Below are 26,916 nucleotides of genomic sequence, written 5' to 3'. Positions count from 1 at the left end.
GGGCATATGACTGAAAAACGTGCGGCTCAATGCCACTGTGGCGCGGTGGCTTTCACCGTTGAGCTTAGCGATGGGTTTAATACCGCCCGCCGCTGCAACTGCTCGTACTGTCGGATGCGTGGAGCGGTCGCGGTTTCGGCACCGCTCAGTGGGATAACGATAATACGTGGTAAGGAGAAGCTGACCGAGTATCGCTTTAATACCGGGCAGGCCGTGCATTATTTTTGCTCAGTGTGCGGAATTTATACCTTTCACCAGCGCCGTTCTAACCCGCAGCAATATGGCGTTAACGTCGCGTGTATTGAAGGCGTATCACCGTTCGATTTTGCCTGCGTTGAGGTTCACGATGGGGTAAGCCATCCCAAAGACGGTGGCGGCGGTGGAATCGTCGGGTATTTGCGATACGACAAAAAGTAGCCCGGACGAGGCGTTTACGCTGGTTCCGGGTGGCTCGGAGTAAAATGTGAGACCTAGCAGTTCCCGGCGGCGCTGCGCTTGGCCGGGCTACATGTAGAGTCGTTGGTGGATTAGTAGCCCGGACGAGGCGTTTACGCCGACTCCGGGGTGGCTCGGAGTAAAATGTGAAACCGAGCGGTTCCCGGCGGCGCTGCGCTTGGCCGGGCTACGTGTAGAGCCGCTGGTAAGTAGCCCGGACGAGGCGTTTACGCCGACTCCGGGGTGGCTCGGTGTAAAAGGTGAAATCGAGTGATTCCTGGCGGCGCTGCACTTTGCCGGGCTACATAGCAAAAAGCCCTGCGTGTGAGCGCAGGGCTTTGATCATGCGGGAGCGCGATTATGCGATCAGGCTGTCGATCACTTGTTTAGCATCGGCGGTCGCTTTGGTTGCCACTTCTGGGCCATAAGCGATACCTTCCGCGAAGACCACATTCACATCGGTGATGCCGATGAAGCCTAAGAATACGTTCAGGTACGGGGTGATCAGGTCGGTTGGAGTATCTTTGTGGATACCGCCACGGCTGCTCAGCACGATAGCACGTTTGCCGGTCACCAGACCTTCTGGGCCTTTTTCGGTGTAACGGAAGGTGACGCCTGCACGCGCAATCAGGTCGAAGTAGTTTTTCAGCTGCGTAGGGATGTTGAAGTTGTACATCGGCGCAGCAATCACAATCACGTCGTGCGCTTTCAGTTCAGCAATCAGCTCGTCAGACAGCGCCAGCGCTTCCTGCTGACGCGGAGTCAGCGGCGCATCGCTTGGACGCAAAGCACCAACCAGTTCGCCATCCAGCACCGGAATAGGATTTGCCGCCAGATCACGCACGGTGATTTCATCAGCAGAGTGCTTTTCACGCCACTGTTCAACAAAATAGTCGGACAGCTGACTTGATTGAGAGTAGCCTGCCAGGATGCTGGATTTCAGAACCAATACTTTGCTCATGGGTAATTCCTTATATTTGATTGACGGGCGGTGCCCTGTTGCTTGCTGACACTTTATTCACAATCCTGACACAGGGATAGCGCAATATATCGAATTCTATTGTCAGTTTTTTTGAACAAGGCAAGAAATGCGCGAATGTGGTACGCTAGGACCATACTTTATAAGAGCTTTTTTCCGGCAGTACGCTGCCCGATAACATTATGACTGAACAACAAAAAATCACCTTTGCTATGCTAAGCCAGCGCCTTGAAACGCTGATGCTGCGGGACAAACAGCGGTTTGCTCGCCGTTTACACGGCGTTAAAAAGGTTAAAAATCCTGATGCTCAACAGGCCATTCTTCAGGAGATGGCGCAAGAAATTGAACAGGCTGCCGGTAAAGTCGTGCTGCGTGAAGCGTCACGTCCGGTGATTGATTACCCGGAAAATCTGCCGGTCAGCCAGAAGAAACAAGACATCCTCAACGCCATACGCGACCACCAGGTAGTGATTGTGGCGGGGGAAACCGGCTCGGGCAAAACCACCCAGTTACCGAAAATCTGCATGGAGCTGGGGCGCGGGGTTAAAGGTCTTATCGGCCATACCCAACCGCGTCGTCTGGCGGCGCGAACCGTGGCGAACCGTATTGCGGAAGAGCTGAAAACCGAGCCGGGCGGCTGTATCGGCTACAAGGTGCGCTTTAGCGATCACGTCAGCGACAACACCATGGTCAAGCTGATGACCGACGGTATTCTGCTGGCGGAAATCCAGCAGGACCGCCTGTTGATGCAGTACGACACCATCATTATTGATGAAGCGCACGAACGCAGTCTGAACATCGACTTCCTGCTCGGCTATCTGCGCGAGCTGTTGCCGCGTCGTCCCGACCTGAAAATTATCATTACCTCGGCGACCATCGACCCGGAACGTTTCTCGCGCCACTTTAATAATGCACCCATTATCGAAGTGTCCGGTCGCACGTATCCGGTTGAAGTTCGTTATCGACCGATTGTGGAAGAGGCCGACGATGTCGACCGCGATCAGCTTCAGGCGATTTTCGATGCCGTTGATGAATTGGGACGGGAAAGCGCGGGCGATATCCTGATCTTTATGAGCGGTGAGCGTGAAATCCGTGACACCGCCGATGCGCTGAGCAAGCGCGATCTGCGGCATACCGAAATTTTGCCGCTGTATGCACGACTCTCGAACAGTGAACAGAACCGCGTCTTCCAGTCGCATAGCGGCCGCCGCATTGTGCTCGCAACCAACGTCGCTGAAACCTCGCTAACTGTGCCAGGCATTAAGTATGTGATTGATCCGGGCACCGCGCGAATCAGCCGCTACAGCTACCGCACTAAGGTGCAGCGACTGCCTATCGAGCCTATCTCCCAGGCCTCTGCTAACCAGCGTAAAGGCCGCTGCGGACGTGTGTCGGAAGGGATCTGTATTCGTCTGTATTCGGAAGACGACTTCCTGTCGCGCCCGGAATTTACCGACCCGGAAATTCTGCGTACCAACCTGGCCTCGGTTATCCTGCAAATGACGGCACTGGGGCTTGGCGATATCGCCGCGTTTCCGTTCGTTGAAGCGCCGGATAAACGCAATATTCAGGATGGCGTGCGCCTGCTCGAAGAGCTGAGCGCGATTACCACCGATGAACAGCAAACCGCCTATAAGCTGACGCCGATGGGCCGCCAGCTCAGCCAGTTGCCGGTCGACCCGCGACTGGCGCGGATGGTGCTGGAAGCGCAGAAGCATGGCTGCGTGCGTGAAGCGATGATCATCACCTCGGCGCTCTCCATCCAGGATCCCCGCGAACGCCCGATGGATAAACAGCAGGCGTCCGATGAAAAACACCGCCGTTTCCACGATAAAGAGTCAGACTTCCTGGCCTTTGTGAATCTGTGGAACTACCTCGGCGAGCAGCAAAAAGCGCTGTCGTCGAACCAGTTCCGTCGCCAGTGTAAGCTCGATTTCCTGAACTACCTGCGCGTGCGCGAGTGGCAGGATGTTTACACGCAATTGCGTCAGGTGGTGAAGGAGCTCGGCATTCCGGTGAACAGCGAACCGGCGGAATACCGCGAGATACATATCGCGCTGCTGACCGGCCTGCTGTCGCATATTGGTATGAAAGACACCGATAAGCAGGAGTTTACCGGTGCCCGTAACGCCCGTTTTGCCATTTTCCCGGGCTCAGGTTTATTTAAGAAGCCGCCAAAATGGACGATGGTTGCCGAACTGGTGGAAACCAGCCGCCTGTGGGGCCGCATCGCCGCGCGAATCGACCCCGAATGGGTGGAGCCGGTGGCACAGCATCTGATTAAGCGTTCCTACAGTGAGCCGCACTGGGAACGCGCGCAAGGTGCGGTCATGGCGACTGAAAAAGTCACCGTTTACGGTCTGCCTATCGTGGCGGCGCGCAAGGTCAACTACAGCCAGATTGACCCGGCGCTGTGCCGCGAACTGTTTATCCGCCACGCGCTGGTGGAGGGCGACTGGCAAACGCGTCATGCGTTCTTCCGCGAAAACGCCAGACTGCGTACGGAAATCGAGGAACTGGAACACAAATCGCGCCGTCGCGACATCCTGGTGGATGACGAGACGATGTTCGAATTTTATGACCAGCGTATCAGCCACGATGTTGTCTCTTCGCGGCATTTTGATAAGTGGTGGAAACAGGCCAGCCGCGAAACACCGGATTTGCTCAACTTTGAGAAGAGCATGCTGATTAAAGAAGGGGCGGAACAGGTCAGTAAACTGGACTACCCGAACTTCTGGCATCAGGGCAATCTCAAGCTGCGTCTGACCTATCAGTTTGAGCCCGGTACGGATGCGGACGGCGTCACGGTGCATATCCCGCTGCCGCTGTTAAACCAGGTGGATGACGCCGGGTTTGAATGGCAAATTCCAGGGCTGCGTCGTGAACTGATTATTGCGCTCATTAAATCGTTGCCAAAACCGGTGCGTCGTAACTTCGTCCCGGCGCCAAACTATGCCGAAGCGTTCCTCGGGCGCGTAACGCCGCTGGAGATGCCGTTGCTTGATTCGCTTGAACGCGAGCTGCGTCGTATGACCGGCGTCACCGTAGACCGCGAAGCCTGGCAATGGGATCAGGTGCCCGATCACCTTAAAATCAGCTTCCGCGTGGTGGATGACAAAAACAAGAAATTGCAGGAAGGGCGCGTTTTACAGGATCTGAAGGATGCGCTGAAAGGCAAAGTTCAGGAGACGCTCTCGGCGGTAGCCGACGACGGTATTGAGCAAAATGGGCTACACATCTGGAGCTTTGGCGATCTGCCGGAACGTTACGAACAAAAGCGCGGCAACTATAAGGTGAAAGCCTGGCCTGCGCTGGTGGATGAACGTGATAGCGTGGCCATCAAATTGTTTGATAACGAGCTTGAGCAGCAACAGATGATGTGGCGCGGCCTGCGCCGTTTGCTGCTGCTGAACATCCCGTCGCCGATTAAATATCTGCACGAAAAACTGCCGAATAAAGCCAAGCTGGGGCTCTACTTCAACCCGTATGGCAAGGTGTTGGATCTGATTGACGACTGCATCTCCTGTGGTGTCGACAAGCTGATTGATGAAGCCGGCGGCCCGGTATGGACGGAGGCGGGCTTTAATGCGCTGCAAGAAAAGGTGCGCGCCGATCTCAACGAAACGGTGGTGGAGATTGCCAAACAGGTTGAACAGATCCTGACAGCGGTATTCAACATTAACAAACGGCTGAAAGGGCGCGTGGATATGACCATGGCGCTGGGGCTGTCGGACATCAAGTCGCAGATGAGCGGGCTGGTTTATCGCGGTTTTGTCACCGGCAACGGCTTCCGCCGTCTGGGCGACACGCTGCGCTATTTACAGGCCATCGAAAAACGGCTGGAGAAAATGGCCGTCGACCCGCACCGCGACCGTGCGCAAATGTTGAAAGTCGAAAGCGTGCAGCAAGCGTGGCAGCAGTGGCTCAACAAACTGCCGCCTGCGCGCCGTGAAGATGAAGACGTGAAAGAGATCCGCTGGATGATTGAAGAGCTGCGAGTCAGCTTCTTTGCTCAGCAATTGGGGACGCCGTATCCGATTTCAGATAAGCGAATCTTGCAGGCTATGGAGCAGGTCGTTGCGTGATGGCGGTGCAGCGACACGTAGGCCCGATAAGCGCAGCGCCATCGGGCACTCCCGAGCCTATTGCCGGATGGCGGCTTTGCCTTATCCGGCCTACAGGCCGCGTGTTTTGCAGGCTATGGAGCAGGTCGTTGCGTGATGACAGTGCCGTGTCATGTAGGCCCGATAAGCGCAGCGCCATCGGGCACTCCGAGCCTATTGCAGGATGGCGGCTTTGCCTTATCCGGCCTACGGGCCGCGTGTTTTGCAGGCTATGGAGCAGGTCGTTGCGTGATGGCGGTGCCGTGTCATGTAGGCCCGATAAGCGCAGCGCCATCGGGCATTCCGAGCCTATTGCCGGATGGCATCTCCGCCTTATCCGGCCTACAGGCCGCGTGTTTTGCAGGCTATGGAGCAGGTCGTTGCGTGAAGGCGGTGCCGTGTCATGTAGGCCCGATAAGCGCAGCGCCATCGGGCACTCCCGAGCCTATAGCCGGATGGCGGCTTTGCCTTATCCGGCCTACAGGCCACGTGTTTTGCAGGCTATGGAGCTGGTCGTTGCGTGATGACGGTGCCGTGTCATGTAGGCCCGATAAGCGCAGCGCCATCGGGCATTCCTGAGCCTATTGCCGGATGGCGGCTTTGCCTTATCCGGCCTACCGGTTAAGACCAGCCGCCGCCCATTGCGCGGTAAAGATCTATCTGCGCCAGCAGCAGGTTATTTTTCACCTGGACCACGCTAATTTGCGTTGAGAACAAGGTGCGCTGGGCATCCAGCACATCCAGATAGGAGGAGTATCCGTTGCGATAACGGTTTTGCGCGATACGCAGCGTCTCCTGCGCGACGGCTTCCTGTTCCTGCAATTCGGTCAACTGCTCGCCATAGCGGGTGATGGCATCGAGGCTATCGTTCACCTCCCGGAATGCGCTACGCACCGTTTTCTCGTAGCCGTAGAGGGCTTGATTACGCTGCGCCATCGAGATATCCACCTGCGCATTCAGCGCCTGGCGGTTCAATAGCGGCGCAAGAATACTGCCGCCAATGCTCCATAAACGCAGCGGGTTGTCGAGTAAGTCGGGCAGGGTGTGGTGCTGAAAACTGCCCGTTGCGGTGAGGTTTATCGAGGGCAGCAGTTGCGCCTGTGAAGAGGCGAGCGTGGCATCGGCGGCAACTAACTGGCGCTGCGCCTGTACGATATCGGGACGACGGTTTAGCAGCGACGACGGAAGCTGTGATGGCAGCGAAAGCGGCGTCAGACGCTCAAATTCATTACGTTTCACCGCGCCGGGATTATTGCCCAGCAGCACGCTTAAAGCGTTCTCCTGCTGGGCTATCTGATGGCGCAGTAACGGCACTTGCGCGCGGGTAGAACGCAGCTCAGAGTCTGACTGCATCAGTTCCAGCCGCGAAGTATAGCCCGTCTCAAACTGCCGCTTCGCCAGATTGAAGGCGTCTTCCCGGGATTTTAGCGTCTGCTCGGTGACGCGAAGTTGTTCATCTAACGATAACAGCGTGATGTAACCGACCGAAACCGAGGTCGCAACCGTAAGATTGGCCGCGGAGGCGGCTGCTTTTTGCGCCTCAAGGCTCGCTTCGGCGGCATCTGAGGCGCTACGATTCGCGCCCCACAGGTCGACGTCATAGCTGGCGGTCAGCCCGCCTTTGTACAACGTGCTATGAATCGGCTGACCGGTGGCCGCCGATTGAGCGCGGGCACGGGTGCCGCTCAAACTCGCATCCAGCGATGGAAACAGGCTGCCATCGGTTGCATAAACCCGCGCTTGATACTCGTTCACTCGCTCGCGGGCAATCAGCACATCGCTGTTATATCGCAGCGCCTGATCAACGTATTGATTGAGCGCGCTGTCATGAAAGTTGCGCCACCAGACGGCCTCAACCGGGCTTGTGGGCCCAATATCCGCCCGCCAGGCGGCAGGTATCACCAGCGTGGGCTGGGCGCGTTGAATATCTGCCGATTGGCAACCGACGAGGGCCAAAGTCAGCGCAATAGCGACCGGGCGGATCATTTCTTCGCCTCCGAAAGGGTATCTATCGTCACCTGTACCGACATCCCCGGACGCAGGCGCTGGCTATTCTTTTGCCTGTCGTCGACCGCAATTCGCACCGGAATACGCTGGGCGATTTTGACAAAGTTCCCGGTGGCGTTATCCGGTGAAATGGCGCTGAATTCCACGCCGGTGGCCGGGGAAATGCTCTCCACCGTGCCTTTGAATTTCTCGCTATTTAACGCATCAACGCTAAAGGTCACCGATTGACCCACGCGCACCGTGGCAAGCTGAGTTTCTTTGAGGTTAGCGATAACCCAATGGTGCGGCGGCACCAGCGGTGTCAGATGCGTACCGGCAGTCACATACGCACCAAGACGCACGGCAATTTGCCCGAGTTGGCCGTCGGTGGGGGCGATTATCTGCGTATTTTGCAGATCGATTTCAGCCAGTTCGAGGGCGGCTTTTGCGCTGGCGACGTCCGCTTCGAGGGAGTCACGATTGACGATGGTGGATTGCAGATCCTGACGCGACATCTCAAGCGTGGCTTTCGCCTGTTCAATATCGGCGGTGCCCTGTGCAGCGCTGGCGCGAGCGGAGTCACGTTCACGGATTGATAACGAACCGTCGGCGGTCAGCTCCTGTACACGCTTTAAATCGGCCTGGGTTTTCAGATTCTGGGCGCGGGCGTTTTGCAGCGCCGCAGCGTTGCGGACAATCACCGCCTCGGCGCTTTTGCGCTGCTGGAGGTTATTTTTCAGCGCCGCTTCTTTCATTAATAACTGCGCCTGAGCCTGATGAACGCGCTGCTTATAGATTCGGTCGTCAATCTGAAACAAAACCTGGCCTTTCTTAACCTGGTTGAAGTCCTGCACATTAACGCCGGTAACGTATCCGCTGACCTGTGGGCTAATAAACGTCGTTTGCCCGCGAACATAGGCGTTATCCGTATATTGGCTGTGACGGGTAAACGGCGGTAATTGCCAGGCATACAGGATGACCAGCACGCCCACAAGACCGATGGCGGCCGCGGTGAAAATGGATACCACACGGATGTTGTTGCGGGTATTGGCCTGTTGTTTGGCCGCGTCCTGCTGACTCATAACGACTCCAGATCTCTTGTTATTATTTGCTACCCGTCGCGCGTTTAAGCGCGACGCGGGCGGTAATACGCAGTCTGATTATTCGCCAGAATACCCATAGCAGAGTGGCAGCGGAGATGGCTGCCGTCAGCAGGTAAGTATCATTGTAGGCGAGAATATTGGCCTGCAGCGTCGAGGCGTTTTGCAGCGTCACGTTGGCCTGCACGTTTAGCAGCGTGCTGTCGCCAATCTGACTTTGATATTGTTGCGCGTACTGCTGCAAGCGTTCGGTAATCAGCGGATTTAAGCTGGTAATCTGATCAGCAAGCTGGCTTGAGTGAAACTTTTCCCGCCAGGTCTGGAATGTCCCCAGAATGGCCGAACCCAGCAGACCGCCGACGTTCTGGCTCATGCCAAACAGTACCGAGAAGCTGACTAAATTACGCTGATCGGCTATCACTCCCCCAATCCCGGCGATCATGGCGGGGGCCAGGAAAAAGGCGCTGCCAAAGCCAAGCAGAAATTGGCTGAACATCAGCTGATCCGGGCGGGTCAGGCTGGTGGACTGGCTGTCGAGCAGCGAGGCTATCATAATCAGCGTCAATGCGGTGGCGATAGGCCAGTATAAGCGGGCTGGGTTAAACGTCAGACAGCTGGCGATAATTCCGCAGACTATTCCGGCGAAAATTGACCATGCCAGCGTCGTCATCTGCTCGTTTTGTAGTCCGACATACTGTAGCCAGCCAATGACGCCGGTATTCTGTTCCGCGAGCACAATGCGGATCAGCACCATAATCAATCCCAGACGCAAAATGCTACCGCTTGATAACCAGCGAGTATTCAATAGCGGATTGCGGCGGTTATGTTCAAACACGATAGCACTGACAATCAGCACGATGGCACCGGCCAGCGCCCAACCTATCCACGGCGCTTCAAACCACCAATCCAGACGCCCCAGTGACAGTACCGCGCAGATAAGCCCCATGCCGGGCGCAAGTAAAATAAAGGTAATAAAGTCTTTCTTTTCAAAAACTTTCTGCCGGTCGCTAGGCGGCAGTTTTAAGGCGATCACGCACGCCAGCGACACTAACGCCAGACCTAATTCGAAGAAATAAAGGCCGCGCCACTCGTCAATTTGCAGCAGTTCAGTGGAGAACAGTCGGGCGAGAGGGATGGCCAGCGACGAGCCGGTGATGCCGATAGTCAGCGCTTTCAGGCGATGTTTTGCCGGCCACGCCTGCACCTGGTAGTAAATCCCCAGCGAGCTGAGCGCTGCCGCCACCATGCCGTGAGCGGCGCGCACCATGAGCGCGGAGCTGAGATCGTTGACGAACAGGTGGAAGAAGGTGACCAGCACATACAGCACCAGAAAGCCTTCGGTGAACGCCCGCAGGCCGAACTGCTGGCGGAATTTTACCAGCAGAAGGTTTATTGAGACGTTGGTCATCACATAGACCGCCGGAAGCCAGGCGATCTCCGTTGACCAGGCCGCAAAGGAACCTTGCAGGTTTTGCAGATTCGCGGTGACAACTGCGTTACCCAAAGCGCCGGTCAAACAGACCAGCAGCCCGACCAGACCATAAGCCACCCGGCGTGGGGCGCTATGGATAGGCGTCGATGGCGAACCGAGAATAGCCGGTTTTTCATGTGGCGCCCAATCATGCGGGGCGTAAGGGTCATGACGCGGTGGCGACATTATTTCTTCTCCACTTCGCGCAGTAATTTTGTCAGCACATCATAGGTTTGCTGCTGTTCTTGCGGGGTAATCGCCGTCAGGATCTCTTCACGCAGCTCATCGGCGACCTTTTTGACCTGATGAAAGACCGCCATTCCTTTGTCGGTGGCGATGAGTAGACGCTTGCGCTTATCCCGCTCGGTGAGGATGCGTTCCACCAATCCTTGCTCGACCAGTTTATTGATGAGCGGTACAACGGTGGCGCTTTCCACGCCGAGTTCTTGCGCCAGCTCAGATTGCGACAGCGGCTGTTCGTTGCGCGCAATGGCGGCGACGGCAACCCATGTCGCCTGACTCATGCCGAGGTCTTTTAACCGACGATCGACCGCCAGCCGCCAGTGATGCGCGGTGAGGTAGAGTAGGTGGGAGAAATTTAACTGACGGTTATCCATAGCGACACTTTCATAATCATTAGAGCTCTAATGAGTTTATGCTCGTCGCAAATAATAATTCAAGTGAATATATAAAAAATAAGTAGAGTCTGAGATGAATCGTTTAGGTGGTCAGCGGCTCGGATTTACGCCGCGTCATGTTTAAGCCCATTGTCACAGCGCTCTCCCTTAGAAAGGGAGAGCGCCAAAACGAGCCGATTACACCCGGCTGGTTTGCGCGTTAATCACCGCGTTGTGACGTTTGCTGCGGCTGGCGAAGAAAATCGCCGTGAGTGAGATTGCGACCGTCACCGCCAGATACCAGGCGACGGGAACCCAATCGCCGTTGTACTTCGCTAACAGGCCGGTGGCGATTAGCGGGGCGGTACCGCCCGCGAGCGCGGCGCCAATCTGATAGCCTAGCGTGATGCCGGTATAACGAACGTTGGCGCTGAAAATCTCAGAGCACAGCGTCCCCAGCACGGCGGTAATCGGTGACCACAGGATACCGAAGGTAATGACCGTCGCGAGCATAATGCCCCAGGTGGTGCCGGTATTCAGAAGCAGGAACCACGGCACGATAAACAGGCCGAGCAGCACCACGCTGATGGTATACATACGCTGGCGACCAATTTTATCGGATAACAGCCCCATTAATGGAATCATCACCGTTGATACCAGGGCGCCGAGCGTCACGGCTTCCAGCACCTGCGATTTTTGATAGGTAAGCGTTGTGGTGGCATAGCTGACCACGAAGGTCGAAAAGATATAGAACGGTGCGGTTTCCACCACTTTCAGCCCAGCGGCGATGATCACTTCACGCCAGTGATGAGTCAGGGTCTCACGCAGCGGCGCTTTGGCAACCTGGCCGGACTCTTTCACCTTCTTAAATTCTGGGGTTTCATCAATATCTTTACGGATCCACAGCCCTACCAGTACCAGCACGGCGCTCATCAAAAACGGTATACGCCAGCCCCAGGAGAGGAACTGTTCTTCGCTAAACAGGGTCATCAGGGAGACAATAAAGGTCGCCATCAGCATACCGATGGTAACGCCCGCCTGGGGGATACTGCCGAAGAAACCTTTGCGTTTTTCGGGCGCATATTCGTAGGCCAGAAGCAACGCGCCGCCCCATTCGCCACCGATGCCAATGCCTTGAATAATGCGCATCAGAATCAACAGGATGGGAGCCCATATCCCAATCTGATCATAGGTTGGCAACAGACCAATCATCACGGTTGCACTCCCCATCAGTGAGAGTGTCAGTACCAGCGTCTTTTTACGACCGATACGATCGCCAATGTGGGCGAAAATTACGCCGCCAATTGGCCGGATGAAGAAGGTGAGCGAGAAGGAGAGATAAGAGAGAATCAGCCCAATAACCGGGTCAACCATCGGGAAAAAGATCTTGTTAAAGACCAACGCGGCGGCCGTACCGTAGAGAAAATAGTCAAACCATTCAATAGAACTGCCGGTCAGGCTAGCAATCAGAACCCTTTTATTCTTTTTCAGGATTGTGGTGCTGCTTTCTTGTATTGTCATGAAGAATAACTCCCGCCACATTGGATTAAATTGGGTGCCACTTTTTTAACGTTTGGTGCAACCGGAATGGGTTAAAAAGGTTGTGCATTTGTTAAGCAAACTAGAGAGCCATAAGATGTTTGGCAAGTGCGGGATGACAATTTGTGAGTGAGATTGCGTCTCTTTTTTGTTATTTATAATTAATTTGTCGTTATTTAATGGTTAATGATGCCGAAGTATTATCGTTGACTGGCATATAATTCAGGTGCAACCGCGCTGTTTTTAGACGTTTCTGGTTATTTCAAAAATGTTACAAATTGGTTGGCTGCGCAAATGTTCTGCGTGGTTGCCAGGGCAAGGAAGGAGAGAGTGATGGACATGTCAAATTTACCTGAAGAAGTACTGACGGCGGCGAATCAACTCGGGGCCTGGCTGGCGCAGAATGATTTCGCCGGACAACCGGGTAAGCAGGATACCCAGCTTGTGGTCATGGCAGGAAATGCGGTCATGCCGACCATCGACGCGGCCTGTCGTTTAGCCAATGAGAGCGGCGGCACCTTGCTGGTAAGCGGCGGTATCGGTCATTCCACCGGGTTCCTTTACCAGGCTATCGCCGAGCATCCGCGCTATTGTACGCTGCGAGTTGATGAACAGCCCGAAGCTCAGCTGCTCGCCGAGATCGCCCATCAATTCTGGCACATACCGCGCGAGCGTATTGTGGTGGAGGATCGGTCGACCAACTGCGGCGAGAACGCGTGGTTTACTCGCCGGGTGCTGGAAGAAAAGGGTATTCATGCCGTGCGGGCGACGGTCGTTCAGGATCCCACCATGCAGCGGCGCACCATGGCGACGTTCGCCCGCGTGTGGCAAGGCGTTTCAAATCCGCCGGAATGGCTAAGCTACCCAGGCTATCAGCCGGTGCTGGAGAATACGCCAAACGGCGTGAGCTGGCGGCAGCCGGTTGAGGGGTTATGGCCAATTGCGCGTTACCTGGCGCTGATTGTCGGTGAGCTGCCGCGACTGCGTGATAATGCACAGGGCTACGGCCCCCTCGGTAAGGGATTTATTGCCCACGTTGATATTCCAGATGAAATAGAAGCGGCGTGGCAATTGCTAAGTGCGGACCCTCATCTGAGACCGATACTGGCGAGTCGTCATCTGAGTTGATGCGGTGTGCGGCGGCAATCCGCCATGATATCGATTAGTGTAGGCCGGATAAGCTTCGCGCCATCCGGCACAATCGCGCTGAATGCCGGATGGCGCTTTGCTTATCCGGCCTACGTGTGGCAGACGTTCACCGTCTCGACGTTTTGCTCTCAATCCAGTTCATTAATAGCCGTGGCCATTCTGCCACCGGCAATCCCTGCGCATCACGGATGCCAAAACCGTGGCGACCCTGCTCAAACAGGTGCATTTCGACAGGAATCTGATGGGCGTGCAGGGCGTTAAACATCGCCAGACTGTTCTCCACTTTCACCGCCGGATCATCAACCGCATGCAATAAAAATGTCGGCGGCGTGTTGTGGTCGACCCGTTTTTCCAGCGAGTAGTGTTTACGCTGCGCGCTATCAGGCGTTGTACCAATCAGTTCCCGTCGTGAGCCCGCATGACCAAACCCCTCATCCATGCTGATCACCGGATAGACCAGCGCCATAAAATCCGGGCGCGAAGAGTGAGTATCAATCGTATCCTGGAGGGAATAGACCTGTTCATCGTAACGAGTTCCGAGGCTTGCCGCGACGTGCCCGCCGGAGGAAAACCCCAGCACCCCGATTTTGTCAGGGTTTAACTGCCATTTAGCGGCCTGATGGCGCACGGTACGCATGGCGCGCTGCACATCTGCCAGCGGCGCATTAGCGCCTTCTTCATGGCCGTCGCCGGGCAGGCGATAGGTCATGACAAAGAGCGTATAACCGCGCGCGGTAAAGTCCGGCGCCAGCGCGGTGCCTTCTTTATCGAGAACCACCCGTTTGTAAGAGCCGCCGGGCGTCACCAGAATACCGATACCGTTAGATTTTTCAGGCGGGTAAACCGTGATTTCGGGCGCGCGAATGCCGGTAACTGCCCGGTCAAAAGCGCTGTTTCCGGTGTGGTCGCTTTCCAGTAACAGTGATACAGGGCTATGACGCGCACCCGGCGCATCGCCGTCGGGCCAGATGGGGAAGGTTGTGGCGGTCTGAGCGGCCTGCGCCATGCGGGAAGTCAGTGTGTCCCGGTCGTCCATGGTGATAATGTCCTTAATAAATGAGCTGCAAGGGTGAACACTATACTCGCGCCGATAAGCGTAAAAATGGGCATACCTAACGTTTTGGGCGCGAAATGGCGAGGGGAGCCCCCCGCCGCAGGATTACATTTTGGCGAACTTCTCCAGCACGCGAATTAACTGAGTCACAAAACCGTACTCGTTGTCGTACCAGGAGACCGTTTTCACTAATTGCAGGTCGCCCGCTTCGCTGACTTCTGTCTGCGTTGCATCAAACACGGAACCAAAATGGCTGCCGATGATATCGGATGAAACAATCTCATCCTCGGTATAGCCAAAAGATTCATTATTCTGCGCGGCGTTTTTCATCACCAGGTTCACTTCGTCAGCGGTGACTTTTTGGCTAAGGATTGAAACCAGTTCGGTGACCGAGCCGGTTTTGGTCGGTACGCGCTGGGCGTGACCTTTCAGCTTGCCGCTGAGTGCCGGGATCACAAGGCCAATGGCTTTTGCCGCTCCCGTGGTATGCGGAATAATATTCTCCGCCGCTGCACGAGACGCGCGGAGATCTTTTCCTCGCGGGCCGTCGACCAGCGACTGCGTGCCGGTGTAGGCGTGGATTGTCGTCATGGTGCCCACTTTAATGCCAAATGCATCATTGAGCGCTTTGGCCATTGGCGCCAGGCAGTTAGTGGTACAGGAGGCGACGGAGATAATTTTATCGCTGGCGTTAAGCGTATCGTCGTTGACGTTAAAGACCACCGTTTTCATCTCGCCGGCTGGAGCGGAAACCAGCACTTTTTTCGCGCCCGCATCCAGATGCGCCTGCGATTTTTCGGTGGAGGTGTAGAAGCCGGTGCATTCGACGATAATCTCTGCGCCTTGCGCCGCCCACGGAATATTTTTCGCCTCTTTTTCGGCGAAAACGTTTATGGTTTTCCCGTTCACAATCAGCGCGCTATCCGTAAAATCCACGCTCCACGGGAACGGCCCGTAGTTGGAATCGTACTTCAGTAAATATGCCAGAACTTTCGGTGAGGTCAGGTCGTTAATGGCGACCACTTCATGACTGCTGGACACTTCTAGTAAACGGCGCAAAACCAGACGGCCGATACGTCCAAACCCGTTAATGCCAATCTTACTCATGGTGCTCTCCTGTCAGTGATGGGCGCGAACCCAATAGCACATGCGTTAAAAACATCAGAATTTTATTGTCACCTGTCCAGGCATAGTTCAGCCTGCGGGGAAGGGCAATGCCATGGTGTCAGGTTAATTTGTATCGATATGAAAAAGTTAATGAATTTTTAATGAAAGATAGATACTTTGCTTTCTCATGTTGGTTATTAGAGTGCTCAGGCGATGAACGACAAATATTCCCGCTTACAAATTGCCATTCACTGGCTGGTTTTCCTGCTGGTGGTGGTGGCCTACGCGGCGATGGAACTACGGGGATTCTTTCCCCGCAGCGACCGGCCGCTGATTAACATGGTGCATGTTTCCTGCGGCATCACTATTCTGGTGCTTATGATCGCGCGCCTGCTGGTGCGGTTAAAACGCCCGGCACCGCCGATTGTACCTAAGCCGAAACCAATGATGACCGGCATGGCCCATCTTGGGCACCTGGCGATTTATCTGCTGTTTATCGCCCTGCCAATAATCGGTCTGGTGATGATGTACAACCGCGGCAACCCGTGGCTGGCCTTTGGTATCGTTATGCCGCATGCCGCCGAGGGCAATTTCGAGCTGGTGGATACCCTCAAGCATTACCATATTTTGCTGGCGAATCTGGGCTACTGGCTGATTGGTCTGCATGCACTTGCCGCGCTCGCGCATCACTATTTCTGGAAGGACAACACGCTCTTACGCATGATGCCGCGCAAGCGTTAACAAACCTTTAAACTCCCTGGTCTCTGCGTTACCATACGGCTTATATTTTTAATCTATCTGTATGAAGGAGAACAGGGTGTTCGCAGATTTTGGCGTACTGAATTACTGGACCTATTTACTCGGCGCGATTTTTATCATTCTGGTGCCGGGGCCAAATACCTTCTTCGTACTGAAAACCGGCGTCTCGCACGGCATTCGTAAGGGTTACATGGCCGCGCTGGCGGTCTTTATCGGCGATGCCGTGTTGATGACGCTTTCCTTTGCCGGCGTGGCAACGCTGATTAAAACCACGCCGTTGCTGTTTAATATTGTGCGTTATCTCGGCGCGCTCTATCTGCTATATCTCGGCGGCAAGATGCTCTATAGCACGCTGAAGCGTAAAACGACCGGTCAGGAAGATGAGCCTGAGCCGGGTCATGCGATCTTTAAGCGCGCGCTGACGCTGAGCCTGACTAACCCGAAAGCTATCTTGTTTTACGTGTCGTTCTTCGTGCAGTTTATCGATGTTCATGCCAAAACGCCGGGACTGGCATTCTTCATTCTGGCGCTGACGCTGGAGCTGGTGAGTTTTACCTATCTGAGCTTCCTTATCGTTTCGGGTTCGCTGGTGACGCGCTATGTGAAAACGCGTAAGAAACTGGCGAAGATTGGTAATAGCTTGATTGGTCTGGTGTTTGTGGGTTTTGCTGCCCGACTGGCGACATTGCAGTCCTGAATTGTGATGCCGGATGGCGCTGCGCTTATCCGGCCTACTTGAACGCTCCTTCGACAATAATTCCCCCTTAATGCAACATCAATTTTACAGATTCTGATTTTTTATATAGTATACCCCCCTATACTAAAGGAGGCGTTATGCCACATTCACCTGAAGACAAAAAACGCGCGCTTACCCGCGTTCGCCGTATCAAGGGGCAGGTCGAGGCGCTTGAACGCGCGCTTGAATCAGGTGAATCCTGCCTGACCATCCTGCAACAGATCGCCTCTATTCGCGGTGCGGCCAACGGCCTGATGGGCGAAATGGTTGAAATGCATCTCAAAGATGAGCTGGTGAGTGGTGAAACCACTCCCGACCAACGTGCGCTGCGCATGACGGAAGTCGGTCATCTGCTACGATCCTATTTAAAATAAACATCACAACGGAAGAGACAGCTATGAAATCACGTGCTGCAGTTGCGTTTGGCCCCGGTCAGCCGCTGAAAATTGTTGAAATTGACGTCGCACCACCCAAAAAAGGGGAAGTGCTGGTCAAAATCACTCATACCGGCGTTTGCCATACCGATGCCTTTACTCTGTCTGGCGACGATCCTGAGGGCGTTTTCCCCGCGGTGCTCGGCCATGAAGGCGGCGGTGTGGTGGTGGAAGTCGGTGAAGGCGTCACCAGTCTGAAAGCCGGTGATCATGTTATTCCGTTATACACCGCAGAATGCGGTGAGTGTAAATTCTGTAAATCGGGTAAAACCAACCTTTGTCAGGCCGTGCGCGCCACGCAGGGTAAAGGTCTGATGCCTGATGGAACGACGCGCTTCTCCTATAACGGTGAGCCGATTTATCACTACATGGGCACCAGTACCTTCAGCGAATACACCGTAGTGGCAGAAATTTCGCTGGCCAAGGTCAACCCACAGGCACCGCTGGATAAAGTGTGTCTGCTGGGCTGTGGCGTCACCACCGGTATCGGCGCGGTGCACAACACGGCAAAAGTAAAAGAGGGCGATACCGTGGCGGTGTTTGGCCTCGGCGGTATTGGTTTGGCGGTGATTCAGGGCGCGGTACAGGCGAAAGCCGGACGTATTCTGGCGGTCGATACTAATCCCGAGAAATTCAAACTGGCAGCGGAAATGGGCGCTACCGACTTTATCAACCCGAAAGAGTTCGATAAGCCGGTTCAGGATGTCATTGTTGAAATGACCGACGGCGGCGTTGATTTCAGCTTTGAATGTATTGGCAACGTGAACGTCATGCGCTCTGCGCTGGAATGCTGCCATAAAGGCTGGGGTGAGAGCATCATCATCGGCGTGGCGGGTGCAGGTCAGGAAATTAAAACCCGTCCGTTCCAGCTGGTTACCGGGCGCGTCTGGCGCGGTTCTGCCTTTGGCGGCGTGAAGGGCCGTACTCAGTTGCCGGGCATGGTTGAAGACGCGATGACGGGCAAAATTCAGCTCGATCCGTTTATCACTCACCGTTTGCCGCTGGCGCAAATTAACGAGGCGTTTGATTTGATGCATGAAGGCAAATCAATCCGCACCGTGATTCATTTCGGCGATAAATAATCCCCTCAACCAGCGGGCACCCTCCCGCTGGTATTTTGATTTGTGACCCGCACGGCGTTTTTAACCTTTCCTGATAAGTAATTAGCGGCGATGGCCGATGACTCTATGACTTACCTCAAGTACACAGAGAGTTAACTCATGGAAAAAACATCCGCACAGTCGGGTCGCTTGCCAAAAATCAGTTTCTTACACCACATTCGTCTGGTGCCATTTTTCGGCTCCGTGCTGGGCGGCGTTTTGCTGTTATTTGCGCTGAGCGCGGGTCTTGCCGGTTATTTTATGTGGAAAGCCGATGTTGACCAGCGGGAGGTCACCCACGAGCTACAGGTGCGCGTAGGGCTTTCCGACAGCGCAAACTACCTGCGCGAAGCGCGCCTGATGATGATCCATGCCGGTGCCGACAGCCGTATTGCGGAAATGGACAGCATGAAAAAGAACCTGACCGCCGCGCAAACGTGGATTAAACGTTCGCAGGAGGGCTTTAAAGTCTATACCGACAGAGGCGTCAAAACGGCGGCAGATAGAGCGCTGGATAACGAAATGAACCAGCGCTACAACGCCTATCTGGAAGGCATGAAGCCGATGTTGAAATTCGCCCAAAACGGCATGTTTGAGGCGATCCTTAACTATGAAACCGAGCAGGCGCGTACCCTTGATGATGCCTATAACGCCGTACGCCAGAAGGTCATTGATATCCGCGCAGCGCGGGCCAATCAGCTGACCGAACTTGCGCATAGCCGAACCAAGCTGGGCGTTATGTTTATGATCGGTGCGTTTATTCTGGCAGTCGTGATGACAATCATCACCTTCACCACGCTGCGCCGGGTAGTGATCCTGCCGTTGCAGCGCGCGGGTGCGCGTATCGCGCAGATTGCCAGCGGAGATTTGACCATGAGCGAGGAGCCGGTAGGACGTAGCGAAATTGGTCAACTTATTGCGAACCTGCAAAAAATGCAGCACGCCCTGGTGCAGACCGTGGGAACGGTACGGCAGGGGGCGGAAGAAATTTATCGCGGCACCAGTGAAATCTCCATGGGCAATACCGACCTTTCCTCGCGCACCGAGCAGCAGGCGGCGGCTATTGAGCAGACGGCGGCCAGCATGGAGCAGCTGACCGCCACGGTGAAACAGAATGCGGATAACGCGCATCATGCCAGTAAACTGGCGGAAGACGCGTCTGGCAAAGCGACGCGCGGCGGACAGCTGGTGTCGGGCGTGGTTACGACGATGGGCAGTATTTCCAGTAGCTCGAAAAAAATCTCAGAAATTACCTCGGTGATTAACAGTATTGCCTTCCAGACCAATATTCTGGCGCTGAATGCGGCGGTGGAAGCGGCGCGTGCAGGGGAGCAGGGGCGCGGGTTTGCGGTTGTAGCCAGTGAAGTTCGCACTCTGGCAAGCCGCAGCGCGCAGGCGGCGAAGGAGATTGAGGGGCTGATCAGTGAATCGGTCACCTTGATTGAGCGCGGTTCCAGCGAGGTGGTGCGTGCCGGATCCACCATGACCGATATCGTCCTGGCGGTAAAACGGGTGACCGACATTATGCTGGAGATTGCAGCAGCATCTGATGAACAGAATCGCGGTATTCAACAGGTGAGTCAGGCGGTGACCGAAATGGATAATGTGACTCAGCAAAACGCCTCGCTGGTGGAGGAAGCCTCCGCGGCGGCAGCTTCGCTTGAAGAGCAGGCAGCACGCCTGACGCAGGCGGTCGGCACATTCCGTCTTCAGGGCACTCAGCGTGTTGAAACAGTGAAAGAGAGCGTTAAGCCGACCTTTACGCCGAGTCGTCCGGCGGTAGCGGGGACGGAAAACTGGGAAACATTTTAGGTAAGAACACGCCCGTAACCAGCGGTTACGGGCGTGTTTGCTTACTTCGCGTCAGGTAGCGCGTAAGCGATAATGTAATCACCGCGATCCGGCGACTGGCGTGCGCCACCGGCATTAATCACGATGTACTGCTTGCCGGTTTTCGGTGACACATAGGTCATCGGGCCGGACTGGCTGCCCACCGGCAGACGGTCTTTCCAGATCTCTTTACCGGTCGCGGTATCAAACGCGCGCAGATAGAAATCCTGGGTACCGGCAAAGAACAATAAGCCTGACTGAGTTGACAGCGACGCGCCAAGCGTTGGCATACCGATAGGAATTGGCATGTGCATGCGGATTCCCAGCGGGCCCGTGTCCTCAACGGTTCCTACCGGCACCTGCCAGACAATCTTGCCCGATTTCAAATCAACCGCCGACATCGTACCAAACGGTGGTTTCTGGCATGGAATGCCCAGCGGCGACAGGAAACGCTCGCGCATTGCGCCGAACGGCGTACCGTCCATTGGCACAATCCCCATCTCAATACCGCTGGCGTCTTTAGCGACATGCGCTCGTGGCACCATGTAGTTTGCCAGCCCCAGACGCATATCGTTGACGAACATCAGGCTATTGTTCGGGTCAACAGAAACGCTGCCCCAGTTCATACCGCCAAGCGATCCCGGATATTGCAGGGAACGGTCGGTGCCCGGTGGCGTGAAGATCCCCTGGTGGCGCATCTCTTTAAACTGAATGCGGCACAACAGCAGGTCAACGGGAGTCGCGCCCCACATGTCGGACTCTTTGAGCGTTGCATTGCCGATCATCGGCATACCCACCGAGTACGGCTGCGTTGGTGAATAACGCTCGCCCTCGACATTGCCTTTCGGCACCGGACGCTCTTCGACTTTGGCGACCGGCTGACCTGTTTCACGGTTGAGCATAAAGATCATGCCCTGCTTACTGGTCTGCACCAGCACCGGAGTAGTGCCGCCTTTACCATCGGGTAAATCATACAGTAGCGGTTGAGACGGGAGGTCAAAGTCCCACAAATCGTGGTGCGTGGTTTGATAATGCCAGCGTACTTTACCCGTGGTGGCATCAACGGCAACAATAGATGAGCTGTATTTATCATCAAGCGCGGTACGTTCACCGGCCCAGAAGTCTGGCGTGGCGTTGCCGGTTGGCAGGTACACCAGATTCAGCTTCGCATCGTAAGACATGGCTGACCAGACGTTTGGCGTACCGCGGGTATAGGTTTGTCCTTCAGGCGGCAGGCCGGTCAGATTCGGGTTACCCGGATCCCACGCCCAGGCGAGCTTACCGGTACGAACGTCATAGGCACGCACTACGCCCGGAGGTTCACCGGTGGAGAAGTTATCCGCGACGCGACCACCGACTACCACCACGTTGCCAGCCACCAACGGCGTGGAGGTCTGCTGGTAATAGCCCGGTTTGATTTCACCCATGCCAATGCTCAGGTCCACGATGCCGTGGTCACCAAAATCGTCACACAGCTTGCCGTTATCGGCATTGATAGCGATAAGGCGAGCATCGGTCGTAGGCAGGAACAGCCGACGTGGGCAGGCGGCAGGTGAGGTTGATGACGCCGGCGTTTTGAGAGCCTGAGTGTCTTCAAAATAGCCAAGACCACGGCAGCGCTGCCAGTTAGGGGCGGTGGCTTTTGAATCATAGCGCCATTTCTCTTTGCCGCTATCCACATCCAGGGCCAGCACTTTACTGTAAGGCGTACAGACGAACAGGGTATCGCCGACCTGCAACGGGGTGTTTTGATCTTCAGCCCCTGAACCGTTGCTCACGGGGATATCGCCGGTGTGGGCAACCCAGGCAACCTGCAACTTATCGATGTTTTGCTTGTTGATTTGATCAAGCGCGGCGAAACGATCGCCGTGGGTAGTATTCCCCCAATGTTCCCAATTCTTCTGTTCTTCGCCTGCCGCGACCGGTTTGACCGGAACCGCTTCAGTGGCTGACACCAGCGTCTGAGGCTTGAACATCCAGCCAAGGCTTGCCAGAAGAATTACCGCCATGACCGCCGCCAGCCCCCATGCCGTGCCTTTCTTCGCAACCGCAGGAGTGGACATATAAGGCCATACCAGCGCGCTCAACATCGCCAGTACGCCAAACGCGAACAGACGAGAGAAAAGCGGCCAGTATTCCCAGCCAGCATCGCTGATGGACCAGATGATAGCGACGATAAACGCCAGACTATAGAGCACAATCCCGCCGCGGCGGTTACGCGCGATCAGGATGGCGCTAACCACCATAACCAGCCCCATCAGGGCAAAGAACCAGGTGCCGCCAACGGTGGCAAGCTTTGCCCCCAGAGCACCAATAGCCAGACCGATAATCAACATCAGGCCGATAAGAAGCCACTGCAGGACTCGTGGGAATCCTCGTGGCACGTTGCCAGTTGCCATACTGTTCTCCTTGCGACAGCAAAAAAGCACACGGATGAACCAGGTGAACCATCGTTTCCGTGTTGTTGTTTTGAATGAAATGCGATTTAGCTTCTAACCAAGTCATTTAGTTCGCGCATGTAACATGGTGCGAACCATTTGGTTAACTTATAGGTATGATAAAGCTGTTAAATTGCATTGCGCAATTGTTAAAAAATAATATCGCATTTATTGCGTAGGAAATTTGTCTTAATAGCGCTTTGCGTCCGCTTGCGCTGTTCTTCAGGATCCAGTACGGGGTGGGATACCTGTACTCAGGTCGCGGCGGTGAACGACGGCATTGATGCATTCGGGCAATATTCTGATTTTATTAATTGATAATAGGTTGATCCGAATCTTCGACGTAAACTTGTCGGGGTTAATATCACATCCACAACCATCGCGAAATAGTTTGACTTTGCAAAGACAGGAGATATGCCTTTTATAGGCCTGTAGGATACATCATTTACAACAATATAATTTGCGGAATTAATTTAAATGCCAGGGATTGATAAGTTTACAAAATGGATTTGTAAAACCATTTATCGCAATACTCACAGTGAAAAATATCATCACAATAAAAACATTTGGCCATTCTTTAAGGTTGAACGAAATGCCTCCGGACAGCTTGGGAATGCTTATTTTAAACGCAATAAAATCACTAACATTGAGCTTCACATCAGCGAAAAAAACAAACCGCTGGTGATTATGGCTACAGGGCCATCAGTTAAGCATATTGATAAGCTTTTCTTCGATGATAGGTTTGACTATCTTGGCGTAAATGGCGCATTTTCAATGAGAAACGTACATTTTGACTGGTACGTAATTATTGATAGAGACTTTGTGCGCGAAAGACTTGCGCTCGTTAAAGAGATTGTTGCCCGGGAAGATCTTATCCTATTTTGTACGTATAATAGCCTGGACTCTATTTTTTCAAATATTGCATTTGAAAACGTTCGTTGCCGGATAAAAATTTTTGAAACCGCATCAAGTACGCAAGTTAATCGTTTTCTGTTATCAAGATGTCAAATAAACCGTAGCAATGAACATTTTCATTGGCACGAAAATTTCGGTTTCTCCGATAAAATTGAAGAAGCGCTATTTGATTATGGCACCGTCACTTATCCCGCGCTCCAGATAGCCTGTCTTTTGGGCTACAAACAAATTTACATTGTCGGGCTGGATATGAATAATTTTAATACGCCCCGCTTTTATGAAACCAGCGAGGATAAATTAGGGACTCGCCTGAATCTTGATTTTGACAATATTACGCATTCATTTTTAGCAGCCCAGGCCTATTGTCAGGCGCACAATATCCAGGTGGTCAATTTGTCACCAGAAAGTGCAATAGAGGCATTTCCGAAAATGAGCTGGGAGGATCTTCATCATTTGGCCTGAGTCATTGCTGCTGCGGCCCGGATGGGCCGCAGCCACATTATGCTGGCATCGATTTACGTATTGAACTGAGCAGAATTTGCGCCCCCGTTGAAAGTGGGGTATCAACCCGAGTCAGGATACCAATCGGTTCGCCCTGACCCTGGGTGGCGATTGGCAGGGCGGTCAGCGTGCCGCGCCGCAAATCATCTTTTACCGCGCCGGAAGGCACAAACCAGATGTAGTTAAAATCCACAGTAAGCTGGCGCGATAGCGACGCGGAGAGCGTTTCTATGCAACCCGGCGGCATTTTGCAACCCTGGCCCTGTAGCAGGGTTTCGGCATTTTGCCGTGGCACCGTCCCTTTAGGCGACACCACTACCGGCCATTCCAGCACGCGGCTTAGGGTAATGTTTTCTTGTAATAACGGATGGTCCGGGCGTACCACAAGCTTCAGTGATTCAAGAAACAGCAACTCGTAGTTTAAACCTGTCATCAGCTCCGGGTCGGACATCCGCCCAATTCCCAGATCGATATCGCCGGATTTCAACGCCGCCAGAAGCATGGTGTTATTCATGGTCGCAACCTGCAACGTCACGTCTTTTTGCAACTGGTGGAAAGGGCCAATCACGGCGGGCAGTACGCCTAATGCTGCCGTCGGCAATGCGCCGATACGCACGACATCATTATTAACACCTTCTTTACGAATGAGCGCCTGACCTGCGGTGTTTAATGCATCCAGAACCTTCACTGCATGGGTTAAAAACTGCTCGCCGGTGAGCGTCAGTTGCGCGCCCAGACGGCCGCGTTCAAACAGGCGGGTGCCGGTCAATTGCTCAAGTTCGTTTAAGGTCTTGGAAAGCGCAGGCTGGCTTAAATTAAGGGTTTCAGCCGCTCGCCCCAAAGTTCCTTGCTGGGCGACGGCCACGAAAGTGTGAAGATGGCGCAGACGAATGCGCTGACTGAAGAGAACGTTTTTTTCCATAGGCAATGTTAAAAACACAGCGGCATCAGTGACAAGTGTGGTTGTTTAAATTTGATAACTTGCTAGCAAAATATTATTAACATTCTCGGGGTTTAACAGACAAGTAATTTAAATGTGGAAGTGTTATTCGGTTTCACACAGGTAGGTCTTAATACTGGGCGTCATCAGGTGAGGCGACAGGTTGCCGGATGGCGGCGTCACCGCCTTATCCGGCCTACCGTTAAGGTGCTAAACGTCGAAGAAGACCGTCTCTTTCTCGCCCTGTAGATAAATATCGAAACAATAAACGGTTTCATTACCCCGCGTTTCTCTGCGGCCTATCAGCGTCTGACGGCGAACTTCCCACTCAATAATATTGAGCACCGGATCCCTGGCGTTCGCGTCCTGCTCATCGGAAAAATACATCCGCGTATTCAGGCCAATATTGATCCCCCGCGCCACAATCCATAGATTCACGTGGGGAGCCATCATCCGGCCATCGCGGCCCATGACCTGCCCAGGCTTGATGGTATCAAATCGCCACACCCCGCTGTCGAAATTGGAACAAGCACGACCCCAGCCGCGAAAATCATCATCTACAGGCGTTTCCTGCTGCTGGTCGGCGACATGATTGTAGCGGCCATCGGCGTTGGCCTGCCAAATCTCAATCAGCACATCCCGCACCGGCGTACCGGAGCCATCAAACACTCGGCCTTCAATCGCGATGCGCTCACCTGGCGTATGGCTGTTGACGAGCGTCGAACCAAAATTTTTCTCGAAAATATGAAAGCCCGCAGCATCAGGGGCCAGACCGATGTGCACATAAGGCCCGGCGGTTTGCGATGCGGTTTCCGGTAAATAATCTTTCATCGTGCAGCCCCCTGAGTACGATTTTCAAATAATGTGGCGCGCTGTCCGCGCAGCACTAAATCGAAGCGATACGCCAGACAATCTAGCGGCACGGCGGCATGAGTATCGAGTTCGGCGATCAGCGTGCGGATGGCATCGTCATTATTGATTGCTTTCACGATAGGGCACTGCTTAATCAGCGGATCCCCTTCAAAATACATCTGGGTTATCAGACGCTGCGCGAAGGCCTCACCAAAGAGGGAGAAATGGATATGCGACGGACGCCAGTCGCTAGCCTGATTACGCCACGGATAAGGGCCCGGCTTGATGGTACGGAAAAAATAGTAGCCATTTTCATCGGTCATCACGCGCCCACAGCCGCCAAAGTTAGGGTCGATAGGCGCCAGATACTGATCTTTCTTGTGACGATAGCGCCCCCCGGCGTTCGCCTGCCAGACCTCAACCAGGGTGTTTTTCAGCGGACGACCAAAACCGTCGCGGACATAGCCGTGAACAATAATTCGTTCGCCAATCGGCAGGCCGTCTTTGGCGTAGTTAAGGATCAGATCATTATCCTGCGGGCCGAGATCGCGGGCAGAAAATACCGGCCCGGTAATCTCTGACAGCGAATTTTGCAGTGAAATAAGGGCATTGCGCGGCGAGCGTAGAACGCTGGTTTTATAGCCCGGTGCTAACGCTGGCGGGTGATTGTTGTAATCCCGATGGATGACTTCTTGCGGTGACCATTTTGTGCTCATGGGCGGCTCCGTGTAGGGTATTTTATTATTGCCGCACACAGTGTGTGTAAATGTTTTGTTAATTTAAAGTGAATTTAAGGTGTTATTTGAATAACCTGTAGTTATGCAAACAACCGATTCTCTGGTTAAACACGTCATACATCCAAGGTGAGGGC

At 54.2% G+C, this 26,916-nt stretch carries 21 protein-coding genes; 9 read left to right on the top strand and 12 right to left on the bottom strand.

Going from position 1 to position 26,916, the window contains the following annotated elements; translation table 11 throughout:
* Positions 1 to 6 precede the first annotated feature (6 nt).
* Entirely contained in the window at positions 7 to 417 is a 411-nt protein-coding gene (locus ACIPDS_RS04620; RefSeq protein WP_400733095.1) for a GFA family protein, read from the top strand.
* Positions 418 to 793: 376 nt separating this feature from the next.
* Here the strand turns inward: ACIPDS_RS04620 and azoR are convergent, their stop codons facing one another.
* Entirely contained in the window at positions 794 to 1,396 is a 603-nt protein-coding gene (azoR, locus tag ACIPDS_RS04615; protein WP_400733092.1) for an FMN-dependent NADH-azoreductase, read from the bottom strand.
* Positions 1,397 to 1,596: 200 nt separating this feature from the next.
* Between azoR and hrpA the strand changes: the two genes are divergently transcribed.
* The gene (gene hrpA / locus ACIPDS_RS04610; protein WP_400733090.1) at positions 1,597 to 5,499 is read left to right on the top strand and encodes an ATP-dependent RNA helicase HrpA; all 3,903 of its coding nucleotides are present in this window, start codon (positions 1,597 to 1,599) and stop codon (positions 5,497 to 5,499) included.
* 639 nt (positions 5,500 to 6,138) lie between these two features.
* Here hrpA and ACIPDS_RS04605 read toward each other — a convergent pair.
* The 5 genes from ACIPDS_RS04605 to ACIPDS_RS04585 all read right to left on the bottom strand — a co-directional run bounded on the left by ACIPDS_RS04605 (position 6,139) and on the right by ACIPDS_RS04585 (position 12,212).
* Complete coding sequence (locus ACIPDS_RS04605) at positions 6,139 to 7,503, bottom strand: efflux transporter outer membrane subunit (RefSeq protein WP_400733086.1); 1,365 nt, start codon at positions 7,501 to 7,503, stop codon at positions 6,139 to 6,141.
* Complete coding sequence (locus ACIPDS_RS04600; RefSeq protein ID WP_400733083.1) at positions 7,500 to 8,585, bottom strand: HlyD family secretion protein; 1,086 nt, start codon at positions 8,583 to 8,585, stop codon at positions 7,500 to 7,502. Before ACIPDS_RS04600 ends, ACIPDS_RS04605 begins: the two co-directional genes overlap by 4 nt.
* Positions 8,586 to 8,607: 22 nt before the next feature.
* Complete coding sequence (locus tag ACIPDS_RS04595; RefSeq protein ID WP_400733081.1) at positions 8,608 to 10,260, bottom strand: MFS transporter; 1,653 nt, start codon at positions 10,258 to 10,260, stop codon at positions 8,608 to 8,610.
* Positions 10,260 to 10,691 (bottom strand): MarR family winged helix-turn-helix transcriptional regulator, encoded by a 432-nt coding sequence (locus tag ACIPDS_RS04590; protein WP_400733079.1) that lies wholly within the window; start codon positions 10,689 to 10,691, stop codon positions 10,260 to 10,262. The genes ACIPDS_RS04595 and ACIPDS_RS04590 overlap by 1 nt, the downstream gene beginning before the upstream one ends.
* 198 nt (positions 10,692 to 10,889) lie before the next feature.
* Complete coding sequence (locus tag ACIPDS_RS04585) at positions 10,890 to 12,212, bottom strand: MFS transporter (protein WP_400733076.1); 1,323 nt, start codon at positions 12,210 to 12,212, stop codon at positions 10,890 to 10,892.
* A gap of 351 nt (positions 12,213 to 12,563) precedes the next feature.
* Between ACIPDS_RS04585 and ACIPDS_RS04580 the strand changes: the two genes are divergently transcribed.
* A complete protein-coding gene (locus ACIPDS_RS04580) occupies positions 12,564 to 13,358 on the top strand; it encodes an ElyC/SanA/YdcF family protein (RefSeq protein ID WP_400733073.1) in 795 nt (264 codons plus the stop codon).
* A gap of 127 nt (positions 13,359 to 13,485) precedes the next feature.
* On the opposite strand, the gene ACIPDS_RS04575 is transcribed toward ACIPDS_RS04580, so the two are convergent.
* A complete protein-coding gene (locus tag ACIPDS_RS04575; protein ID WP_400733071.1) occupies positions 13,486 to 14,415 on the bottom strand; it encodes an alpha/beta hydrolase in 930 nt (309 codons plus the stop codon).
* 123 nt (positions 14,416 to 14,538) lie between these two features.
* On the bottom strand, positions 14,539 to 15,540 hold the full coding sequence (gene gap / locus ACIPDS_RS04570; protein ID WP_400733068.1) for a type I glyceraldehyde-3-phosphate dehydrogenase: 1,002 nt from the start codon (positions 15,538 to 15,540) through the stop codon (positions 14,539 to 14,541).
* Positions 15,541 to 15,753: 213 nt separating this feature from the next.
* On the opposite strand from gap, the gene cybB reads away from it, so the two are divergent.
* The 5 genes from cybB (at position 15,754) to ACIPDS_RS04545 (ending at position 20,381) form a co-directional block, all read left to right on the top strand.
* Entirely contained in the window at positions 15,754 to 16,281 is a 528-nt protein-coding gene (cybB, locus tag ACIPDS_RS04565; protein ID WP_400733066.1) for a cytochrome b561, read from the top strand.
* 76 nt (positions 16,282 to 16,357) lie between these two features.
* On the top strand, positions 16,358 to 16,996 hold the full coding sequence (gene leuE, locus ACIPDS_RS04560) for a leucine efflux protein LeuE (protein WP_400733065.1): 639 nt from the start codon (positions 16,358 to 16,360) through the stop codon (positions 16,994 to 16,996).
* 137 nt (positions 16,997 to 17,133) lie between these two features.
* A complete protein-coding gene (locus ACIPDS_RS04555; RefSeq protein ID WP_400733062.1) occupies positions 17,134 to 17,409 on the top strand; it encodes a metal/formaldehyde-sensitive transcriptional repressor in 276 nt (91 codons plus the stop codon).
* Positions 17,410 to 17,432: 23 nt separating this feature from the next.
* The gene (locus ACIPDS_RS04550) at positions 17,433 to 18,551 is read left to right on the top strand and encodes an S-(hydroxymethyl)glutathione dehydrogenase/class III alcohol dehydrogenase (RefSeq protein WP_400733060.1); all 1,119 of its coding nucleotides are present in this window, start codon (positions 17,433 to 17,435) and stop codon (positions 18,549 to 18,551) included.
* 138 nt (positions 18,552 to 18,689) lie between these two features.
* Positions 18,690 to 20,381, top strand: coding sequence for a methyl-accepting chemotaxis protein (locus ACIPDS_RS04545; RefSeq protein WP_400733058.1), 1,692 nt, complete (start codon positions 18,690 to 18,692; stop codon positions 20,379 to 20,381).
* Between the two features lie 41 nt (positions 20,382 to 20,422).
* Here ACIPDS_RS04545 and ACIPDS_RS04540 read toward each other — a convergent pair whose 3' ends face one another.
* Complete coding sequence (locus tag ACIPDS_RS04540; protein WP_400733056.1) at positions 20,423 to 22,798, bottom strand: membrane-bound PQQ-dependent dehydrogenase, glucose/quinate/shikimate family; 2,376 nt, start codon at positions 22,796 to 22,798, stop codon at positions 20,423 to 20,425.
* A gap of 516 nt (positions 22,799 to 23,314) precedes the next feature.
* Here ACIPDS_RS04540 and ACIPDS_RS04535 point away from each other — a divergent pair.
* Positions 23,315 to 24,214, top strand: coding sequence for a lipopolysaccharide core biosynthesis protein RfaZ (locus tag ACIPDS_RS04535; RefSeq protein ID WP_400733054.1), 900 nt, complete (start codon positions 23,315 to 23,317; stop codon positions 24,212 to 24,214).
* Positions 24,215 to 24,251: 37 nt separating this feature from the next.
* Here ACIPDS_RS04535 and ACIPDS_RS04530 read toward each other — a convergent pair whose 3' ends face one another.
* The 3 genes from ACIPDS_RS04530 to pcaH all read right to left on the bottom strand — a co-directional run bounded on the left by ACIPDS_RS04530 (position 24,252) and on the right by pcaH (position 26,761).
* Entirely contained in the window at positions 24,252 to 25,175 is a 924-nt protein-coding gene (locus tag ACIPDS_RS04530; RefSeq protein ID WP_400733051.1) for a LysR substrate-binding domain-containing protein, read from the bottom strand.
* 228 nt (positions 25,176 to 25,403) lie between these two features.
* Positions 25,404 to 26,024: a protocatechuate 3,4-dioxygenase subunit alpha gene (gene pcaG / locus ACIPDS_RS04525; protein WP_400733048.1), complete on the bottom strand. Its 621-nt coding sequence runs from the start codon at positions 26,022 to 26,024 to the stop codon at positions 25,404 to 25,406.
* A complete protein-coding gene (gene pcaH, locus ACIPDS_RS04520) occupies positions 26,021 to 26,761 on the bottom strand; it encodes a protocatechuate 3,4-dioxygenase subunit beta (RefSeq protein ID WP_400733046.1) in 741 nt (246 codons plus the stop codon). Before pcaH ends, pcaG begins: the two co-directional genes overlap by 4 nt.
* Positions 26,762 to 26,916: the final 155 nt, after the last annotated feature.

The sequence above is a fragment of the Kluyvera sp. NPDC087067 genome, from assembly GCF_044745165.1.
GTDB lineage: Bacteria > Pseudomonadota > Gammaproteobacteria > Enterobacterales > Enterobacteriaceae > Kluyvera.
This window is presented reverse-complemented; position numbering and strand designations above follow the sequence as displayed.

Bases quoted from the DNA above. Each gene is read 5' to 3' on its own strand.
- ACIPDS_RS04585 (WP_400733076.1), bottom strand. From the start codon at position 12,212: ATGACAATACAAGAAAGCAGCACCACAATCCTGAAAAAGAATAAAAGG.
- pcaH (WP_400733046.1), bottom strand. From the start codon at position 26,761: ATGAGCACAAAATGGTCACCGCAAGAAGTCATCCATCGGGATTACAAC.
- ACIPDS_RS04550 (WP_400733060.1), top strand. From the start codon at position 17,433: ATGAAATCACGTGCTGCAGTTGCGTTTGGCCCCGGTCAGCCGCTGAAA.
- ACIPDS_RS04530 (WP_400733051.1), bottom strand. From the start codon at position 25,175: ATGGAAAAAAACGTTCTCTTCAGTCAGCGCATTCGTCTGCGCCATCTT.
- ACIPDS_RS04605 (WP_400733086.1), bottom strand. From the start codon at position 7,503: ATGATCCGCCCGGTCGCTATTGCGCTGACTTTGGCCCTCGTCGGTTGC.
- pcaG (WP_400733048.1), bottom strand. From the start codon at position 26,024: ATGAAAGATTATTTACCGGAAACCGCATCGCAAACCGCCGGGCCTTAT.
- ACIPDS_RS04575 (WP_400733071.1), bottom strand. From the start codon at position 14,415: ATGGACGACCGGGACACACTGACTTCCCGCATGGCGCAGGCCGCTCAG.
- ACIPDS_RS04580 (WP_400733073.1), top strand. From the start codon at position 12,564: ATGGACATGTCAAATTTACCTGAAGAAGTACTGACGGCGGCGAATCAA.
- ACIPDS_RS04540 (WP_400733056.1), bottom strand. From the start codon at position 22,798: ATGGCAACTGGCAACGTGCCACGAGGATTCCCACGAGTCCTGCAGTGG.
- hrpA (WP_400733090.1), top strand. From the start codon at position 1,597: ATGACTGAACAACAAAAAATCACCTTTGCTATGCTAAGCCAGCGCCTT.
- ACIPDS_RS04595 (WP_400733081.1), bottom strand. From the start codon at position 10,260: ATGTCGCCACCGCGTCATGACCCTTACGCCCCGCATGATTGGGCGCCA.
- ACIPDS_RS04555 (WP_400733062.1), top strand. From the start codon at position 17,134: ATGCCACATTCACCTGAAGACAAAAAACGCGCGCTTACCCGCGTTCGC.
- azoR (WP_400733092.1), bottom strand. From the start codon at position 1,396: ATGAGCAAAGTATTGGTTCTGAAATCCAGCATCCTGGCAGGCTACTCT.
- ACIPDS_RS04620 (WP_400733095.1), top strand. From the start codon at position 7: ATGACTGAAAAACGTGCGGCTCAATGCCACTGTGGCGCGGTGGCTTTC.
- cybB (WP_400733066.1), top strand. From the start codon at position 15,754: ATGAACGACAAATATTCCCGCTTACAAATTGCCATTCACTGGCTGGTT.
- ACIPDS_RS04545 (WP_400733058.1), top strand. From the start codon at position 18,690: ATGGAAAAAACATCCGCACAGTCGGGTCGCTTGCCAAAAATCAGTTTC.
- ACIPDS_RS04535 (WP_400733054.1), top strand. From the start codon at position 23,315: ATGCCAGGGATTGATAAGTTTACAAAATGGATTTGTAAAACCATTTAT.
- ACIPDS_RS04600 (WP_400733083.1), bottom strand. From the start codon at position 8,585: ATGAGTCAGCAGGACGCGGCCAAACAACAGGCCAATACCCGCAACAAC.
- ACIPDS_RS04590 (WP_400733079.1), bottom strand. From the start codon at position 10,691: ATGGATAACCGTCAGTTAAATTTCTCCCACCTACTCTACCTCACCGCG.
- gap (WP_400733068.1), bottom strand. From the start codon at position 15,540: ATGAGTAAGATTGGCATTAACGGGTTTGGACGTATCGGCCGTCTGGTT.